This is a genomic window from Novosphingobium sp. fls2-241-R2A-195, from assembly GCF_030209485.1.
Lineage (GTDB): Bacteria > Pseudomonadota > Alphaproteobacteria > Sphingomonadales > Sphingomonadaceae > Novosphingobium > Novosphingobium resinovorum.
In genome coordinates this window covers 42,511-60,117 of the sequence record NZ_JARVRY010000025.1, presented here as the reverse complement: position 1 = coordinate 60,117, position 17,607 = coordinate 42,511, and the positions used below count along the sequence as shown (strand labels likewise).

General features: G+C 65.7%; 14 protein-coding genes. 8 read left to right on the top strand and 6 right to left on the bottom strand.

Annotated features, from left to right (window positions below; all coding sequences use genetic code 11):
- Positions 1 to 275: 275 nt before the first annotated feature.
- The 3 genes from QRN25_RS19025 to QRN25_RS19015 all read right to left on the bottom strand — a co-directional run bounded on the left by QRN25_RS19025 (position 276) and on the right by QRN25_RS19015 (position 3,106).
- On the bottom strand, positions 276 to 1,304 hold the full coding sequence (locus QRN25_RS19025) for a DUF1838 family protein (protein WP_285020811.1): 1,029 nt from the start codon (positions 1,302 to 1,304) through the stop codon (positions 276 to 278).
- A gap of 234 nt (positions 1,305 to 1,538) precedes the next feature.
- Positions 1,539 to 2,456 (bottom strand): LysR family transcriptional regulator, encoded by a 918-nt coding sequence (locus QRN25_RS19020; RefSeq protein ID WP_271184014.1) that lies wholly within the window; start codon positions 2,454 to 2,456, stop codon positions 1,539 to 1,541.
- A gap of 89 nt (positions 2,457 to 2,545) precedes the next feature.
- Complete coding sequence (locus QRN25_RS19015; protein WP_231958331.1) at positions 2,546 to 3,106, bottom strand: DUF3598 domain-containing protein; 561 nt, start codon at positions 3,104 to 3,106, stop codon at positions 2,546 to 2,548.
- A 165-nt stretch (positions 3,107 to 3,271) separates the two neighbouring features.
- On the opposite strand from QRN25_RS19015, the gene QRN25_RS19010 reads away from it, so the two are divergent.
- Together QRN25_RS19010 and QRN25_RS19005 are read left to right on the top strand one after the other, a co-directional pair.
- On the top strand, positions 3,272 to 4,729 hold the full coding sequence (locus tag QRN25_RS19010) for a flavin monoamine oxidase family protein (protein ID WP_285020810.1): 1,458 nt from the start codon (positions 3,272 to 3,274) through the stop codon (positions 4,727 to 4,729).
- Between the two features lie 121 nt (positions 4,730 to 4,850).
- Positions 4,851 to 5,858, top strand: coding sequence for an alpha/beta hydrolase (locus QRN25_RS19005; protein WP_285020809.1), 1,008 nt, complete (start codon positions 4,851 to 4,853; stop codon positions 5,856 to 5,858).
- Between the two features lie 19 nt (positions 5,859 to 5,877).
- Here the strand turns inward: QRN25_RS19005 and QRN25_RS19000 are convergent, their stop codons facing one another.
- Together QRN25_RS19000 and QRN25_RS18995 are read right to left on the bottom strand one after the other, a co-directional pair.
- Positions 5,878 to 6,885, bottom strand: a complete 1,008-nt coding sequence (locus tag QRN25_RS19000; RefSeq protein ID WP_285020807.1) for an alpha/beta fold hydrolase — start codon at positions 6,883 to 6,885, stop codon at positions 5,878 to 5,880.
- Positions 6,886 to 7,042: 157 nt separating this feature from the next.
- On the bottom strand, positions 7,043 to 8,248 hold the full coding sequence (locus QRN25_RS18995; protein ID WP_285020806.1) for an FAD-dependent oxidoreductase: 1,206 nt from the start codon (positions 8,246 to 8,248) through the stop codon (positions 7,043 to 7,045).
- A gap of 404 nt (positions 8,249 to 8,652) precedes the next feature.
- Here QRN25_RS18995 and QRN25_RS18990 point away from each other — a divergent pair, with 404 nt between their 5' ends.
- Positions 8,653 to 10,086 (top strand): aldehyde dehydrogenase family protein, encoded by a 1,434-nt coding sequence (locus QRN25_RS18990; protein WP_083274806.1) that lies wholly within the window; start codon positions 8,653 to 8,655, stop codon positions 10,084 to 10,086.
- Positions 10,087 to 10,317: 231 nt separating this feature from the next.
- On the opposite strand, the gene QRN25_RS18985 is transcribed toward QRN25_RS18990, so the two are convergent.
- Positions 10,318 to 12,435 (bottom strand): TonB-dependent receptor, encoded by a 2,118-nt coding sequence (locus QRN25_RS18985; protein ID WP_285020804.1) that lies wholly within the window; start codon positions 12,433 to 12,435, stop codon positions 10,318 to 10,320.
- Between the two features lie 282 nt (positions 12,436 to 12,717).
- Here QRN25_RS18985 and QRN25_RS18980 point away from each other — a divergent pair, with 282 nt between their 5' ends.
- The 5 genes from QRN25_RS18980 to QRN25_RS18960 all read left to right on the top strand — a co-directional run bounded on the left by QRN25_RS18980 (position 12,718) and on the right by QRN25_RS18960 (position 17,510).
- Complete coding sequence (locus tag QRN25_RS18980) at positions 12,718 to 13,452, top strand: SDR family NAD(P)-dependent oxidoreductase (protein WP_271183785.1); 735 nt, start codon at positions 12,718 to 12,720, stop codon at positions 13,450 to 13,452.
- Between the two features lie 95 nt (positions 13,453 to 13,547).
- Positions 13,548 to 14,771 (top strand): class I SAM-dependent methyltransferase, encoded by a 1,224-nt coding sequence (locus QRN25_RS18975; protein WP_285020803.1) that lies wholly within the window; start codon positions 13,548 to 13,550, stop codon positions 14,769 to 14,771.
- Between the two features lie 23 nt (positions 14,772 to 14,794).
- Positions 14,795 to 15,130, top strand: coding sequence for a hypothetical protein (locus QRN25_RS18970; protein WP_036529014.1), 336 nt, complete (start codon positions 14,795 to 14,797; stop codon positions 15,128 to 15,130).
- Positions 15,131 to 15,138: 8 nt separating this feature from the next.
- Entirely contained in the window at positions 15,139 to 16,698 is a 1,560-nt protein-coding gene (locus QRN25_RS18965) for an FAD-binding oxidoreductase (protein WP_285020802.1), read from the top strand.
- Complete coding sequence (locus tag QRN25_RS18960; RefSeq protein ID WP_271183788.1) at positions 16,695 to 17,510, top strand: alpha/beta fold hydrolase; 816 nt, start codon at positions 16,695 to 16,697, stop codon at positions 17,508 to 17,510. Before QRN25_RS18965 ends, QRN25_RS18960 begins: the two co-directional genes overlap by 4 nt.
- Positions 17,511 to 17,607: the final 97 nt, after the last annotated feature.

Here is a 17,607-nt window from a genome sequence, read left to right as displayed (position 1 = left end):
GCGGTATCTACCGCCCATTTACCAATTTCGTCATTGCGAGCGTAGCGAAGCAATCCAGGGTGGCTCAAGATTGCCCTGGATTGCTTCGCTACGCTCGCAATGACGAACCGGGGGATAGCCGTAAAGGGTGGGAAGCGGTCGTTTATCCTCCCTGTCGCGCAGCGATGGGGAGGTGGCAGCCCGCAGGGCTGACGGAGGGGTTTTTCTTCCCCCTCCACCACCCGCTGCGCGGGCGGTCCCCCTCCCCATTCCTTCGGAACAGGGAGGATAAGGTTTTACCCCAGTTTCTTCGGCGCGGCTGGGGGCTGCGGCGGGGACCAGCCCGCCGGAACCGGCGCGGGCTTCTGCTCGCGGGCGTAGTTCTCGAGGCTGGAGAGCGAAGGCCCGTAGTCCTCGGTCGGCGAGTGCAGCCACTTCTCGTCCATCGCGCGCGCCGCTTCGACGAGGTCCTGCGGCAGTTCCTTGATGCCGCCGGGCAGCGTCTGGAACGTGGTGAAGTAAGTGATGTGGCCGGGGGCCTGACCCATCAGCATCCAGGGCAGCCACGGCGTCATGCGGGTCCATGCGCCGATGTGCGGGATGTGGGTGAGGTTGGGGTTCAGCACGTCCTCGCGCTTCACGGTGTAGATGAAGTGCTCTGAAACGCGGTTCATCACGCCCGAGGATTCGCGCGGCCACTTGTCGGGCTGCAGCGCGTTCGGATAGATCATGTCGATGTCGGTGTTGACGATCAGAGTGCCTTCCGGCCCCTCCATCCAGTCCATCAGGAACGGCTTGGGCTCGGTCTTCACCTTCTGCAGCCCGCCGTAGCTCGGCGGCTCGGGGACCTTGTCGCTGATGGTGAAGTTGAACGGGTCGTTGGCGATCGGCACGACCTTGACGGTCTCGCCGGTATAGGGGTTGTCCCAAGTGTTCAGCAGCTTGCCGGTCTCGATGTCGCGATAGAACACGACTTCGCGCAGCATGCGGCGCCAGCTGCCGTCGTCCAGGCGCTTCATGCGGGTGAAGCTGAAGCCCTCGGCGATGAACAGCGGGCGGATCTTCTCGTTGTCGCGCACCCCGAAGGCCTTGCCGCGCAGCCAGCCGCACTTTTCCTTGGTGGGATCGACGTCGCCGTCGATGCGCGCATACGTATCGCGGTTCCACACCGGGTCCTTGAAGTCCAGCCTGATGGTGAAATTCAGGCGCGACGCGGCCGTCGCGGACTTGCCGGCGGCGGACGCCACCGTGGGAAGCGCCGCCACGCCCGCGGCGATCGCCGCCAGGCTGAGGCCTTCGCGGCGGGTAAACGTGTTATTCGACATGAGCTGATCACTCCATGAGGCCGAGAGGCTATGTGCCGCGATAGAGATGGATGAAGCCGGGGCCAGCGTCGATCAAGCTCCCACGAATGATCGCCAGACAGATACGGCGGATCGCCGATCACAATTTTTGATCATTGCGTATGGTCAAGGCAGGCACGTCTATTGGCCCCGAGCCGCGCTGTCTGGCGCGGTCAGGGTGTTGTCAGGTGCCGCTAGGGTGCCTTTGAGTGCCGTTCAGTGCGCCTTGCGCATCGGTTCGAAGGCCGATTTCTCGAGAATTTCGCGCAGTGCCTTGCAGGCGGAAGTCTCGAAGTTCTCCGCCATGCTGACGAAGCCGAACTGCGAGGCGGTGACCTCGGTGCCGGGTACGCGCCTGAGCGTGCCGTTCTCCAGCTCCTCGGCAACCCGTTCGTCGGCGATCAGGCCGATGAAGTCGCCGCTGAGAACCAGCAGGCGAATGACGTCCATCGAGGCCGTCCGCACACTCTTGCGCGCGACATCGCGGCCTGCCGTCGCCATGACCGAGACGATGTCGCTCTGGCCCGGAAATGCGCCGACGATGGCGGTGTCGAACTCCACCCAGCGGTACTGGGAGATCGGGCGGCGCTTGGCGATATCGTCGAAAACCGGGTGCGTGGCGGCGGCCACGACGGAATAGTTAAGCGTCCCCAAGGGCTCGGTCAGCAGGGTGCCGCCATGTTCCTCGTCGGCCGGGATGGCGCAGCAGGCGAAGTCCACTTCACCTTGCTGGAGACGGCCGAGGAGCTGCGAACTGAAGCCCTCGAATACCCTGAGCGTGGTCGAGGGGTACTGCTCCGAAAACTCGGCGATGCAGCGGGCGAAGGCGTCGGTTAGGAAGATCGAGTGCACGCCCATGTTGATCGTCTGGTTGTGCGTGCTGTCGGCGACCTCGTCGAGGATGCGCTCCTGCTCGCGGAAGATCAGCCGGGCGCGGCGGACCAGACGGTCGCACAGCGGCGTCGGCCGGATGCCGCGCGGGCCGCGCTCGAACAGGCGGCCGTTCAGCGTTTCCTCGAGCTGGTGCATGCTCCAGGTCAGGGCGGGCTGGGAGATGCCCAGATCGCGCGCCGCCTGCCGGAAGCTCCCGGCTTCGTAGATCGCCACCATGCGTTGCAGTTTGACCAGGTCCATGCGCGTCACCGTTGATCGTCGGGCTCGGGTTTGTCCAGCCTTGCAAGCAGGGAGGGGCCATCGGCCGCACTCCCCGCCGTGCAGGGCGTTCAGTTCTGCGGAGCGCCGGTGTCTTGGAAGTTCTGCCAGTCGCGGGTGACGAGGCGTTCGTCGATCAGCGTGCGCTGGTAGCATTCGCCGTCGCGGAACCACTGCCAGGTGCGGGCGCGCTTGGTGAAGTCCTCGTTCACCTGGATCATCTCGTAGAGATAGATGCCGGGCTCGTTGTGGCGGGTCCAGTTGAGGCAGGTCGAGCGGTTGTAGTCGTCGGGCTGCATCGCGGCGGCCCAGCCCTTGATCAGCTCGTTGTCCCAGCGGATGCGGCCGTCTTCGTACCACGCCGGGAAGTCGCGCACGTCGACACGGCCGTCGTCCCAGAAGTAGTGGTTGGTCTGGTGGTATTCCTCGTGGCCCGGCTCGCCGACGAGGCGGCAGAACAGGCGCGAGCGATGCTGGTCGGTCAGTTCGCCGGTCTTCGCGTCGTAGTAGCGATACCAGCCTTCCCACACGCCTTCGTTGTTGCACAGCAGAGGCATGGCTTCCCGGATGCCGGGTTGCGAGACCTTGTTCACCATCATCGCCACTCCATAAGATGTCTTGAAAATGCCCATCGGCTGCCCCTTGCCTAGTTGCAGGAGGTGCACGCGCGAGCCTTTTGCGTCCCATTGATCGCTGTTCGATCATATTGATCGCTTGCCTGACCGCTTCCGCGCGGGCGTGGCATTGGGGTGTCGAATCAGTTGATCACTGCAAGAGAGTCTAGGAGTCTTCGAGCCATGACGATGGACAGGCGTAGCTTCACCCTTGGTATGGCCAAAGGCGCGATCGGCGTGGGAATGGCCGCGATGCTGCCCGCTGCGGCGCGTGGCGCCCCGGCGAAGAAGGCAGCGGCCGGGCTCGACGTGCTGGTGCTGGGCGCGGGTGTTTCCGGCCTGCAGGCCGCGTGGATGCTGGAGGAGCAGGGGCTCAAGGTCGCCGTCCTCGAAGGGCGCCAGCGCGTCGGCGGGCGGGTGATGACGCTGCTGGACGAGCCGGGCTATCCCGAGATGGGCTTCAACTCGATGGGCGAGGGCTATGGCCGCGGCATCGACGCCGCGCAGCGCGCCGGGGTGACGCTGGAGGACATCGGCGGCCGATACCGCGTCGGCAAGCCGCCCATGCTGTGGATGAACGGCCAGCCCCTCACGCGTGAGGAATGGGCGCGCCATCCCGGCAACCCGTTCCCCGATGCGATGAAGTCGGTACTCCCCGCCGAGATGGTCAACAAGCTCCTTGCCGAGCGCACGCCGCTCAAGGACTGGAACGCCTGGACCGACCCGGCCAGCGCCGTGCTCGACGTTCCGTTGCATGATTTCCTGCGCGCGCAGGGTCTTTCGGACACGGCGATCCGCCTCGCCAACGACGTATCGCCTTATTACGGCACCAATTCGTGGGACGTCTCCGCGCTGATGCTGGAGTTCAACGACGGCTTCGTGAAGGCCCAGTTCGAGGCGGGGACAAAGTCGTTCGGCGTCAAGGGGGGCAACCTGCACTTGCCGATGGGCATGGCCAAGCTGCTCAAGGGCGACGTCATCCTCGGCAAGGAAGTGGTCGCGATCGAGGCCACCGACAGCGGCTCGACCGTCTATTGTCGGGATGGCTCAACGTTCAGCGCCAGGCGGGTGATCTGCTCGCTGCCATTCTCGACGCTGCGCTACGTGAAGATTCTGCCGGGCCTGTCCGGCGCGCAGGCGGAGGCGGTGTCGCAGATCGCCTATCAGCCGCTGTCGATGGCTTTCCTCACCGCCACCGCGCCGTTCTGGGATGAGGACGGATTGTCGCCCGGCATGTGGACGGACGGCCTCGCGGGCACCGTCATTCCGCAGCACTACGGCGCAACGCCGGAGGAAGTCACCGGCCTGCTGGTGCAGGCGCGCGGCGGCCTCGCCAACTACTGGGACCGTCTGGGCCGGGACAAGGCGCTGGCAATGATCGTTGCGCAGATCGAGGCGATGCGCCCGGCGGCCAAGGGCAAGCTGGTGGCGCGCACGTACTTCAGCTGGTCGCAGGAAGTCTTCAACGGCGGCGACTGGGCCTACTTCGGTCCGGGACAGGTGAGCCGCCTCGTACCCGAAATGTCGAAGCCCGCCGGTCGCCTGCACTTCTGCGGCGAGCATACCGCCACCGGCGCGCGCGGTCTCGAAGGTGCGCTGGAGTCGGCTGAGCGCGTGGCCCTCGAAGTTCTCGAAGCATGACGCAAACACTTCTCCGAAGTGCGATCAGTTTTCGTAATCACTGATAATAATTTCCATTGAATGCGCATGATCCGGGTGGTTTTCGGCCACCCGGATTTCGGCCGTTTCAGGGAGATTGCACGTGCGTCGTTCTCTTTGCGCCTTGCTGCTTGCGGTAACTGTTCTTTCCCCGGTGTCGGCCTCTGCCGCTCTTTCCACGCTCGGCAATGCGCCTGCGGGCCAGCAGGCCGATGGGGTTGAGGTGCAGGCGCCCACCGTGATCTGGCCCAAGGGCGCGCCGGAGCTGAAGGGCTGGCCGGGCAAGGCCAGCGCCCCGGTGACCGAAGAACTGCGCGATGACGGCGAGACGCTGTGGAACGTCACCGTTCCGTCCTATCAGGCGTTCCTGCCCCCGCCCGGCAAGGCCACGGGAGCGGCGATGATCATCGCGCCGGGTGGCGGCTTCCGCCTGCTCGCCATGCGGCACGAGGGGACGCGCGTGGCGCAATGGCTGGCGGAGCACGGCATCGCGGCCTTCGTGCTCAAGTATCGCTTGATCCAGACCCTTCCCGGCGAGACCAACGAGGCGATGCGCAAGCGTGTCAACGCGACGATTCCCGCCGGTGTCGGCGGCGATCCGGGCGTTGCGGACGGGCTGGAAACCTTGCGCCTGCTGCGCTCACGCGCGGCCGAGTACCGCATCGATCCCAAGCGCATCGGTGTCGTCGGCTTTTCGGCGGGCGGTCATGTCGCGGGCATGATGGCTTTTGCTCCCGAGGCCGTCCGGCCCAATTTCGCCGGGCTGATCTACGGCATGCCATTCGGTGCGAAGCTGCCGGAAATCCCGCCCGCGAACCTTCCCTATCCGGAAGGCGCGCCCAGCGATCCCTGGTTGCGACCTGCGCCCGAGCCCGCGCCGGGCCGCCTGCCGCCTCTGTTCCTTGCCATGGCGCAGGACGACATGGCGGTCGGCTATGGCTTCCGGCCCTTCTACGATGCCCTGTTCGCCAGCGGCTACCGCCCCGAAACCCACCTGTATGAGCGGGGCGGCCACGGCTTCGGCATGAAGCAGACCGGCGGCACGACCGACTATTGGCTCGAGGAATTCCGCTGGTGGATCGCGGGCGAGGGCTTCACGCCCGGCAAGTAGCCGGGCGCGGGTTCCGGCCTCAGGGAGCGGTGGTTTCCGCAGGCAGATTGGGGGTGCCCGCCTCGACATAGGCGGCGATGAACTGGGCGAAACGCTCGGGCACTTCCAGCGGCGGATAGTGGCCGACGTCGGGCATCATCACGCGCGAGATCTGCGCGTTCTTGAGGTAGCGCGCGATCGCATTAGCGGCCGATTCCGGGAGCAGATGGTCGGCGGCGCCCCAGATCAGGAAAGTCGGCTTGCGGACTTTGGCCATTTCGACGGTGGCCTGCTTGCCGTCGCCGATGCGGGCGACGAGGGCGATCAGGTTCTTCTCAGGGATACGGCGGTAGAAGTCGTAGTATTCCTTGCGCGTCTGGGCGGAGATACGCGTAGCATCGCCCGCGAAATAGCTCAGGAATTCGTTCCAGAAGGTCTGGTCGCGAAAGCCTGTCTGCTTGGCCCGCTCGGTCGCGTCGGTGAACGACTTGGGCATGACGAGGTGGCTGGTATCCACCGGATCGGACGGGGTGTTGGACAGGATCAGCCGCTCGACGAGGTCGGGGCGGCGGGCGGCCAGATACATGCCCATCGTGCCGCCGCTCGACACGCCGACGAACGTGAGCTTTTTCACGCCGAGGCGGGTGAGCAGTTCCACCGGAATGTCGGTCGGTTGCATCGTCTTCGCAGCAGCGTCGGTGGCGCCGTCGGACAGGCCGTAGCCGGGAATGTCGTAGCGGATGATGCGGTAGCGGCCCTTGAGCGCCAGCGCGATCCGGTCCCAGGTGCGCAGGCTGCTTTCCGATCCATGGACCATGAACAGCACCGGCGCGTTCCTTGGCCCTTCATCCTTGTAGTGGATTTTGAGCCCGCCGATCACGGCATAGCGGCTCTGCGCATCGGCATACTTGCGGCGCAGTTCCTCGATGGTGAGGTAGGGCACGGCAGGCTTGGTCGCGGCTGCGGCGCTCTGCGCATGGGCGGCAGCCGGAACAACGCCCAGCACCGAAATTGCGACTGTTGCGGCAAGCAGCGGAATGCGGATCATGGCTAACCTTCTTTATCAGGGACAGGCCGAGTTTATCGACTGCTTTCCCGATGTCCGAAAGATCGCCCGGACTATCCGACTGGCGGGCGTGCCCATACGCAAAGGCCCCGGCGAACTTGCGTCCGCCGGGGCCTCTATCTGTTTGCGATTCGGACGATCAGACGATCGCGGCCGCCTTTTCAAGACTGCGGAACATCGCCTGCTGTACGATGTACTCGTGCCGCGCATCGGCATCAGCCTCGAGGTGGGCGAGGTGCGTTTCGCGGGCATCGACCTTGTCCTCGACCGCCGCCTTGTTGGCGATGGTCTGCGCCTGCACGAAATCGCGCGTCACGGTGCGACGCTGGCGGTCGTAGAGCGAGAGCTGCGCTTCGGCGTCTGCGCCTTCGAGTATCACGCGGCTCAGCTTCTCGACGAGGTTCACCGCGTCATGGATGCCCGAGTTCATGCCGAAGCCGCCCAGCGGGTTGTTGAGGTGAGCGGAATCGCCCGCCAGCATGATGCGGCCCTGACGGAAGCTGTTCGCCACGCGCTGGTGGACGCGGTAGCAGGTGCGGTGCTCGGTCTCGACGGGAATGTTGACGCCCAGCAGTTCGGCGAAGACCGCGTCCTTGGCGGCGTCGCTGGTCACTTCAGCGACCGAAGCGCCCGACTTCTGCGGCACGAGGACGCGCCACAGACCGGGAACCTTCAGCAGGACGCACCAGAACGGATCGCCGCTGACGTAGTTGACTTCCTTGACCCAGGGCAGGTGCTCCTCGATCGGATAGGCGGTCGAGAGGGTCAGGAAGGTTTCGTCGTAGGTGAAGCCATCGAAGCCGATGCCCAGCCACTTGCGCACGGTCGAATTGCCGCCGTCGGCGCCGATCAGGTAGTCCGCGTGGAACAGCTTGATGTCGAACGGGGTCTCGACCGAAACCTGTACACCGTTGGAGCCCTGCACGCAGTTGGCGACCTGATGCGAGAACAGCACTTCCGCGTTCGGCATCTCGGCCAGCTTGGCGGCGATAAGGCGGGTCAGCTTCCACTGCTCGCACTGCAGGCGATAGGGATAGGGCGTGATGTCGCCGATTTCGCTCATGTCGAGCGAGAAGGTGCGGCCGGTGTTGCGGTTGCTGTACTGGTACAGCGGCGCGCGTAGGCCCTGGTCTTCCAGCGTCTGGCGCAGGCCGAGCTTTTCCAGCATCTCGAGCGTCGGCGGATGCAGGGTGGAGGCGCGCATGTCCTCAAGGCAGGTCGGCGCGCTTTCCAGAACGCGGACTGAAATCCCCTGCAGTGCCAGAGCATAAGCAGCCACCATGCCCACTGGGCCGCCACCGGCGACCAGTACCTGCGAGCGTGAATTGTCTAGTGGTAGCAGCAAGGCGTCCCCCGATGAGTAAATGCCTGTCAGGTAAGGTCGCCAAACGTCGCCGTGACTTGCACGACTGCGCGAAGACCGTCCCCCAGTGAACTGAAAACGACGTGTCGGACTGTGCGCCGCCTGCAGGACTGCCCTTCGACTTTTCGCGAATTCTGGTCCCAAGAGGCGCGCTGCCCTGTTTCGGCATAAGCGAGTTTGGCGGGAGGTGATCCGGTGATTGCACCGATGTTCGCGCTGCGATCACTCGGCCTTGATCACCCCTTGCCGTCCGGGGCATGTGGCAGAACGCAGGACAGGGAAACTCGGCCATGCCGGCCTACAGAATTGGAAAACCGATGTTACTTGACCCCAAGCCCCAGAGTTCCGCCGTTTCCGCGCTGCTCGATGCCCCCAAGGCCGCCCGCATGCTCATCGGCGGACAGTGGGTCGATGCGGCGGACGGCGCCGTCGTCGAGACTCTCGATCCGGCCAGTGGAAAGATCATCGGCACGATCCCTGACGCCTCCGCTTCCGATGTGGACGCCGCCGTCGCCGCAGCGCGCAAGGCGCAAGGGCCGTGGGCCGCGACGCCGCCCGCCGAGCGTGCGCGTATCCTCTGGAAGATCGCCGACCTTATTGAAGCGAACATCGACGAATTGTCGGAACTGGAAGCGCTCGACCAGGGCAAGCCGCTCTACGTGGCGCGCTGGGCCGAGATTCCGGGCGCGGTGGGCCAGTTCCGCTTCTTCGCCGGGCAGGCCATGGCGATCGAGGGGCAGACCATCACCCCGTCGATCACCTATCAGCCGCAGGGCAAGGAAATGCGCGCCTGGACCGTGCGCGAGGCCGTTGGCGTCGTTGCGGCAATCGTGCCGTGGAATTCGCCGCTGGTGCTCACCGCGATGAAGCTGGCCCCGGCCTTCGCGGCGGGCTGCGCGGTCGTGCTCAAGCCGGCAGAAGACACCTCGCTCTCGGCGATTCGCCTGGGTGAGCTGATCCAGGAAGCGGGCCTGCCCGACGGTGTGTTCAACGTGATCACCGGTCGCGGCGCGATTTCGGGTGCGGCGCTGGCCTCGCATCACGACGTCGACAAGGTTGCCTTTACCGGCAGCACTGCGACGGGCCGGGCGATTCTCGACGCGTCGAAGGGCAACCTCAAGCGCGTCAGCCTTGAACTGGGCGGCAAGTCGCCGGTCGTGATCATGGGCGATGCCGACCTGAACCTCGCGATTCCCGGCGCGGCGAACGCGATCTTCTTCAACGCCGGGCAGGTCTGCGTGGCGGGGTCGCGCTCCTACGTCCACGCTTCGGTCTACGATCAGGTGGTCGAGGGGCTGGCGGCTTATGCAGGCGGGCTCAAGCTCGGCCACGGTCTTGACCCGGCGACGCAGATGGGCCCGCTCGTCAACGCGCGCCAGGCCGAACGCGTCAGCGGCTTCATCGCCGGTGCGCGCAGCGAAGGCGCGGCCATCGTCGCGGGCGGCGAGCGCCTTGGCCCGGCCGGCACTTTCATCACCCCGACCGTGGTGGCGAACGTGACCGCCAGCATGGAAATCGTGCGCGAGGAAGTCTTCGGTCCGGTCCTTGCCGTGCAGAAGTTCGATGACGTGGAAGAAGTCGTCGCGATGGCCAACGACAGCGTCTACGGCCTTGCCGCCAGCGTCTGGACGGAATCGCTCTCGCACGCGCATCGCCTGTCGTCGCGGATCAAGGCGGGTACGGTGTGGATCAACTGCCACTCGATGTACGACGCCAGCCTGCCGATCGGCGGCGTCAAGCAGTCCGGCTACGGCCGCGACAGCGGGCGCGAGGCGCTGGAAAGCTACCTCGAGACGAAGACCATCTGCGCTGTGGTGTGACGCATAGAATCCTCCCTGTCCCGAAGGGATGGGGAGGGGGACCGCCGACGCAGTCGGTGGTGGAGGGGGAATTTCCCCTCCGTCAGCCGCTTCGCGACTGCCACCTCCCCATTGCTACGCAACAGGGAGGATGAAGGACAAAAAAGAAGGCCCGGTAGGACTTGCATCCCGCCGGGCCTTTTAGGGTGAGGGTGGGCCGGGCACCATTTCTGGCACCCGGTCCGGGAGAGATCAGAAGCTGTAGCGGGCAGTCGCCAGCACGGTGCGCGGGTCGGTCATGAAGCGCGGGTTCACGACCGAGAAGCCGAAGCCGGTCTGCCAGTTGATCTGGTTGAGCAGGTTCTTGCCAGCGACCTGGAACTGCCACGGCCCGACGTCGTACCCGACATAGGCATTGACGATCTGCGTCGAGGTCACCGCGCCGATTGCGGCGTTGTCCGCGGTCGAGAAGAACTTGTCGCGGAAGTTGGCGTCGGCGCCGAACTTCACCTTGCCCGAGCCGAGATCGAAGTTGTAGTCGAAGCCGACAGTCGCCTGGTAATCCGGCAGGAACGGCGGCGCATTGCCTGCGAGTGAACCGCCCGAAGTGCGATACTTGCCGCGGTTCAGTGCGCCGTTGCCCCAGATCTGCAGGCCGTAGGCCGGCTTCCACGCGATCTCGGCTTCGAGGCCCTTGATCGTCATGTTGTAGTTTTCGATCAGGAAGCCGCCGTCGCCGAGGTTGATCGATTCCTGACGGTTCTTGATCTTGTTGACGAAGCCCGAGAGCGCCACGCGCACGGTGCTGCCGAGGTCGGCCTTGATGCCCGCTTCGAAGGCGTCGGTGCTCTGCGGCTTGAACGCGGCGGCCAACTGCGCGGCGGTCGATGCGAGGCCATTATAGCCGCCCGACTTGAAGCCGACGCTGTACGAGCCGTAGAGCAGCACGTCGTTGCTCGGCTTGAAGTTGACGCCCAGCTTGGGGGTGAACTTCTTGTAGTGGTCGCGGCTCACGGCCGGATCGCCGCCGATGTCGGCGTTGAGCGCCTTGTCCTCGAGCGTGTAGCGGCCGCCGGCGATCAGGGCGAGCTGGTCGGTGACGTTGAAGGTCAGCTGGCCGTAACCCGCCCAGGCGTCGGTCTTGGCATGGAAGTTGGTGCGCGAGGGCACGAAGAACGTCGTCGTGTCGACGATCTGGTCGCCGTTTTCGTGGAAGTAGTAGAAGCCGACCACGTAATCGACGAGGCCGTCAGCCAGCGAGCCGGCGGCGTTAACTTCCTGGCTGAACTGCCACTGTTGGGAATCGCTGCTGCGCACGAACAGAGCAAGCGGTGTCGTGCCGGTGGAGCCGATCATCGAAGGATAGACGCCGCCCGAGAAGTCCTGAATCCAGAAGTCGTCCATCTCCGAGTAGCCGGTGATGGAGGTCAGCGTGCCGCCCGGATAGTCGGCCGAGAGGTGGAGCGATCCGCCCTTCTGCTTGACGCGGGTGTCCGATGCCACCGGCGAGAGCACGGTGCGGTAGGAACCCGAGAGCGGGACGATCTTGCCCTCGTCGTTGGTGGTGGTGTTGACCGACCACTGGCCGTCCGAGTTGAGGTCGAGGTAGAACAGGTTCAGGCGGGCCTTCACCACGTCGCCCTTGTAGGCGAGGTCGAACTGGCCGCCCTTGAAGTCTTCCTTGCCCACCTTCTTGTCGAGCGTGGCGTTGTACTGGCGGCCGCCGTCACGGGCGCGCACGATGCCGTTGAACGATGCGGCCCACTTGCCGTCCTCGCTCAGCGGGACCGAGATGTAGCCCTTCACGCGGCGCTCGTTCCAGGTGCCGTAGCCGACCTGCACGTTGCCGGTGAACTCGTCCGAGGGCTGCTTGGTGATGATGTTGATCGCACCGGCCGAGGCATTGCGGCCGTAGAGCACGCCCTGCGGGCCGCGCAGGACTTCGATCCGCTCGATCTCGGCGAAGTCCATCAGCGCGCCCTGCATGCGGGCGTTGTAGACGTCGTTGATGTAGAGCGCGACTTCGGCTTCCGACATCACGTAGCCGCCGTCGGTGCCGCCGCCGCCGCGGATGTAGGCCTTGAGGCCCGCCGAGCCGCCGGTCACGCCGTCCAGCTTGAGGTTGGGGACGAGGCGCGCGACGTCGGTGGGGGTGTTCACCTGACGGGTCTGGATTTCGTCAGCGGTGATGGCGGTGACGCTGATGGGCACGTCCTGCAGGCGCTGTTCGGTGCGCTGCGAGGTGACGACGATGTCGCCGAAGCCGTTGGCATCGCTGCTCGCATTTGCGGCGGCGTCCTGCGCGGCGGCCATGGCGGGGAAGGAGCCGATCGCGGTCGCGAGCAGCAGCCCCTTGGAGAATGCCTTCATCATGGTGTCGAATGAACCTTTGTGCGTAGTATCTTCTGAACCCTGGCCCGTGGCGACGTGGCTCTTTTCGAAAGGAGCTTTGCGTCGGCGCCCGTCAGGCAAAGCGGAAGCTGTCGGTGATAAGGTTTTGTGGCAATGCTGCGCCGCAAACTGTCCGCAGGATGATAACTCAGACGCATCGCTCCATGCATGAACCGCTGTGCGGATAAAAACGGCCGGGTAGCGCGCCACTTTTCGGGGCAAGCGTCAGACTGCGGCGAAATCAACGCAGTGGAGGTCATGATGGCAGAGCTTACCGCAACGCAGGGCGCGGGCGTCGTACTGGTCACGGGCGCGGCGTCCGGCATCGGCAAGGCGGCGGCGGACCTGATCGAAGCGGCCGGGCGCACGGTGGTTCGCGCGGATTTGCACGACCAGGACGGACGCGGCGTCGCGCTCGATGTCGCCGATCCCGCCGCATGGGATGCACTCGTCGCGCGGCTGGAGGCCGAGGGTGGTATCGACGGCCTCGTCAACTGCGCGGGCGTCGGCGGCCTAGGCGCCATCGACGAGATCGCCATCGAGGACTGGGACCGCATCATGGCCGTCAACCTGCGAGGCACGGCGCTCGGCTGCCGCGCGGTGCTTCCGGCGATGCGCGCGCGGGGGCACGGGTCTATCGTCAATATCGGTTCCACCTTCGGTCTCGTCGCGCGCAACGACTGCGTGGCCTACGGCGTGAGCAAGGCGGCGGTCATCCACCTGACCCGCTGCATGGCGGTAGACCTTGCCGACGCGGGCGTGCGCGTGAACTGCGTGTGCCCCGGCCTGATCGAGACGCAGATGACGGCCCCGCTCGCCGATGCCGGGCTGGAGGCGCTGATGCAGGCCAACCTTCAGGCCCACGCGCTGCGCCGCATCGGCAAGCCCGCCGAGGTTGCGGAAATGGTCGCTTTCCTTATCTCGGATGCAGCCAGCTTCGTGACCGGGGCGGCGATCCCGGTCGATGGCGGCTACACCTCGGGCAAGTGGGTGTGACGCCCCACTGTCCGAGGAGTGGAGATTCCACTTTCGCAGGTGCGTGATCGCCGGCCCCGCTTATAGTTTGCGCATACGTCTTCAGGGATAACCCAATGCTCAACACCTTCCAGCAGCAGCTCCATGGCATGCTGCCCACCCCGACCTCGGAAGAAGCCTCGCGGCAGGAGTTCGCGAAGAGCCTCAAGCACTTCATCCAGCAGGGCCTGCTGCCCGGCCTGCACCCGATCTATTCGGGCCGCGCCGCCCAGCGCTTCGAGAAGGAAGCGGGTCGCGCGCCGATCGATCGTCACGACATCCGCAAGGCGATGGTGCCGGACAACTACTTCCGCCACTACGCCGCCGTGAACCGCATCAGCCAGGAACTGCTGTGGGACAGCGTGATCGATTCGATCGAGCGCGAGGAAGACCGCCTCAAGGCCGCCGCCGCAGAGAATTCGGCGAAGAACAAGGGCGAGCTGCGCATCCCCGAGGGCTTCGAGGTTCCGCGCTACGTCTCCTCGCTCGACATCCACTGCATGCCGGGTGGTTATGCGGGCGGCCCGGACGATGCTTCGGACGTCTCGCTCGGCGTGCTCTACGACCGCGGTGTGTACCTCTATTCGATGGGGTACACCGGCCCGTTCAACGACGACATGGGCCGCTCGGTGGTGAACTACCTCAAACGCAACATGCCGGACTTCAAGCCCAGGCGCATCCTCGACCTGGGCTGCACGGTCGGCCACTCGACGCTGCCGTACAAGGAACTGTTCCCCGAGGCGGAGATCTGGGGCGTGGATGTCGGCGGTCCGATGGTGCGCTATGCCCACGCCCGCGCCGGTGCGTTCGGCCTCGACGTCAACTTCGCGCAGATGAACGCCGAGAAGACCGAGTTCGAGGACGCCTCGTTCGACCTCGTCGTCAGCCACATCCTGCTGCACGAGACCAGCGGCAAGGCGATGCCCCGCGTGTTCGAGGAATGCGCCCGCGTCCTCAAGCCCGGCGGCCTGATGATCCACGCGGATCTGCCGCCGTTCGACCTGATGGACCCGTTCACGCAGTTCATCCTCGACAACGAGACGTACTACAACAACGAGCCGTTCTGGGGCGCGATGCGCGACATGGACCAGATCGCGCTGGCCACCAAGGCGGGCTTCGACCCGGCGACCATCCGCTTCGACACCGCTCCGATGGCCGTGATGGAATATGCGGGTGCGGGCTATACCGAGGAATCGGCCGCCGACGTCGCCGAGCGCGAGTTCACGGCGGGCGAGTTCGCTCCCGGCGGCGGCTGGGAAGTCCTCATCGCCCAAAAGCCCCACGCTCAGCCGACTGCCTGACCCCTTAGGAACGAGACAAAGACATGAAGCGCGACGCACGGGGCAAGCGGCCCCAGTTCTACCAGGACCCGGCCCTCGACCAGATGATGGGCATGATCATGGTCCTCGCGGGTGAGGTTTCGGTGCTGGCCGACCAGCTCGATTCCACCCAGCGCGTGCTGGCCAACCACAACATCGACGCGCGCGCCGAAGTCGATGCGCTCGTCCTCGACGACGCGGCGCTGGAAGCGCGCGAGGCGCGCCGCCAGCAGATGCTGGAACGCATGTTCTACCTCGTCCGCAAGGAAGCTTCCGAGGCGGCAGGCAAGGAAACAACCGAAGGCTACATCGCCACCCTCGACGCGATCGCGGAAGGGTAAGCGATACAATGAGCATGAATGCGAGCGCGCTGGCGAACATCGTCGGTGCGGACAACCTGCTGACCGACCCGGCCAAGGTCGCCTACTTCGCCACCGACGTCTACCGTGCACAGATCATGCCGGGCGCGGTCGCGCGTCCTGGCACGATCGAGGAACTGCAGGCCGTGGTGCGCGAGGCGGCGGCCGCCAAGCTGCCGTTCACCGTGCGCGGCGGCGGCGCGTCCTACACCGATGGCTACAATGCGGTGGACGGCTCGCACCTGCTGATCGACATGAGCCGCCTGAACCGCATCGTCGAGATCGACGAGTTCAACGGCTACGTCACCGTCGAGGCGGGCGTTACCTGGCTCCAGTTGTCCGACGCGCTGGAGGCCAAGGGCCTGCGCACGCCGTTCCGTGGGCCGTTCTCGGGGATCGCGGCGACCATCGGCGGATCGATGTCGCAAAACTCGATCAGCCACGGTTCGGGCGCATGGGGCATCTCGGCGGAATCGGCACTGGCCTTCGACATCGTGCTTGCCGACGGCAGCCTGCTGCGCACCGGCACAGGCGCGCTGGGCGAGAAGCCGTTCGGCCGTCATGCCGGGCCGGACCTCACGGGCCTGTTCACCGGCGACTGCGGCGTTTTCGGCCTCAAGGCCCGGGTTACGCTGCCGTTGCTGCGTCACAAGCCTGCGCATCGCGTGCTGTCCTTCGCCTTCGCCGAATTCGCGCAGATGCACGAATCGATGCGCCGCATCGCCATGGAGCGGGTCGAGGATTCGCACTTCGCGCTCGACGCCGCGCTGTCGCAGGGCCAGATCGCCAAGCAGGAGCGTGCGGGCGGCCAGCTGGCGATGGCGATGTCCATCGTCAAGAGTTCGCCCTCGGTCTTCGCCGGGCTCAAGCAGGTCGCGGCGGCGGGCATTCTCGCCCGCAAGCAGATTTCCGCTTCGAACTTCATGACGCACTACATCGTCGAGGGTTTTGACGATGCCGAGTGCCGCGCCAAGCTGCAGCGCCTGCGTGACCTGACCGCAGACCTCGGCCGCGAAATCGTCGCGACGGTGCCTTCGGTGGTGCGCGGCATGCCCTTCGCACCGCTCTACAACACGCTCGGCCCGGGCGGCGAGCGCTGGGTGCCGCTGCACGGCGTCATGGCGCATGACCGCGTGCGTGATTTCCACGAAGCGCTCCAGCGCTTCTACGCGGACCGCGCCGCCGACATGAAGCAGCACGGCGTGTGGGGCGGCGGCATGTATTCCACCGTTGGGTCGAGCGGTTTCCTTTACGAAATCGCGCTCTACTGGCCGGACGAGCAGACCGCCTACCACGCGGAATCGGTGCCCGGCGACTACCTCGCCAGCCTGCCGAAATTCCCGGCGAACCCGGCCGCGCGTGAGTACGTCCATCGGCTCAAGGGTGAACTGGTCGACCTCTACGACGCCCACGGCGCGCTGCACTTCCAGCTCGGCCGAGCCTATCCCTACGCCGCGCGCCTCGGCGCGGAGCCCAAGGCGCTGGTCAGCGCGATCAAGTCGGCGCTCGATCCGCAGGGCCTCGTCGGTCCGGGCGTGCTGGGCCTGTGACCCGCAACAGCGTCCGCAAGTCCTACGTGGACCTTGCGGACGGGCAGCTGCACGTGCGCGAGGTGGCGGGCCTTGAAGCGCCGGGCGGGGAGCCCGCCATCGTCTTCCTGCACCAGACCGCGTGCTCGGCGCAGAGCTACGACCCGCTGCTGGCCGAACTCGATCTGCCCAACCGGCTCGTCGCGATCGACACGCCGGGCTTCGGGGGCAGCTTCGATCCGGTCGGCTGGCCTTCGCTCGCGGACTATGCGGCGTGGATTCTGGAAGGGATCGACGCGCTCGGGATCGGGCGTTTCCATGTCTTCGGGCATCACACCGGCTCCAGCCTTGCGGTGTACTTCGCCGCGAACCATCCCGAGCGGGTGGCGTCAATCATACTGGCGGGCGCCGAGCTGATGACGCCGGATGAGCGCGCGCACTTCGAGCAAACGCATGGCGAGCCGATCGGCCTCAAGCGCGACGGATCGCACCTCCAGACCAACTGGGACTACGCCGCCGGCTACAACGAGGGCATCGACGTGGAGATCATCCATGACGAAGTCGTCGCCATGCTGCGCGCATGGAAAGCCCGGCCGCAGGCCTACATGGCGGTGGCAAAGTCCGACACGCCTGCACTGGCAGCGCGCGTCACCGCGCCAGTGCTGCTGCTGACCTCACCCGACGACTACTTCCACGCCGAGCTGGACCGCGCGAAGGCCGCTTTCCCCGGCGCGAGCCTTGCCGTCACCGGCGGGGCGAACTTCCAGGCCACCGCGGACCCGCAAGGCGTCGCGCGCGCGGTGGAAGAGTTTCTGGCGTCGTCCCGGACTTGATCCGGGACCGCTGGCGGTCTTTAGGCGCGCGCTATCAGGACGATCCCGTCGAGAGGCGGGCTGGTCCTGATAGCGGTCCCGGATCAAATCCGGGACG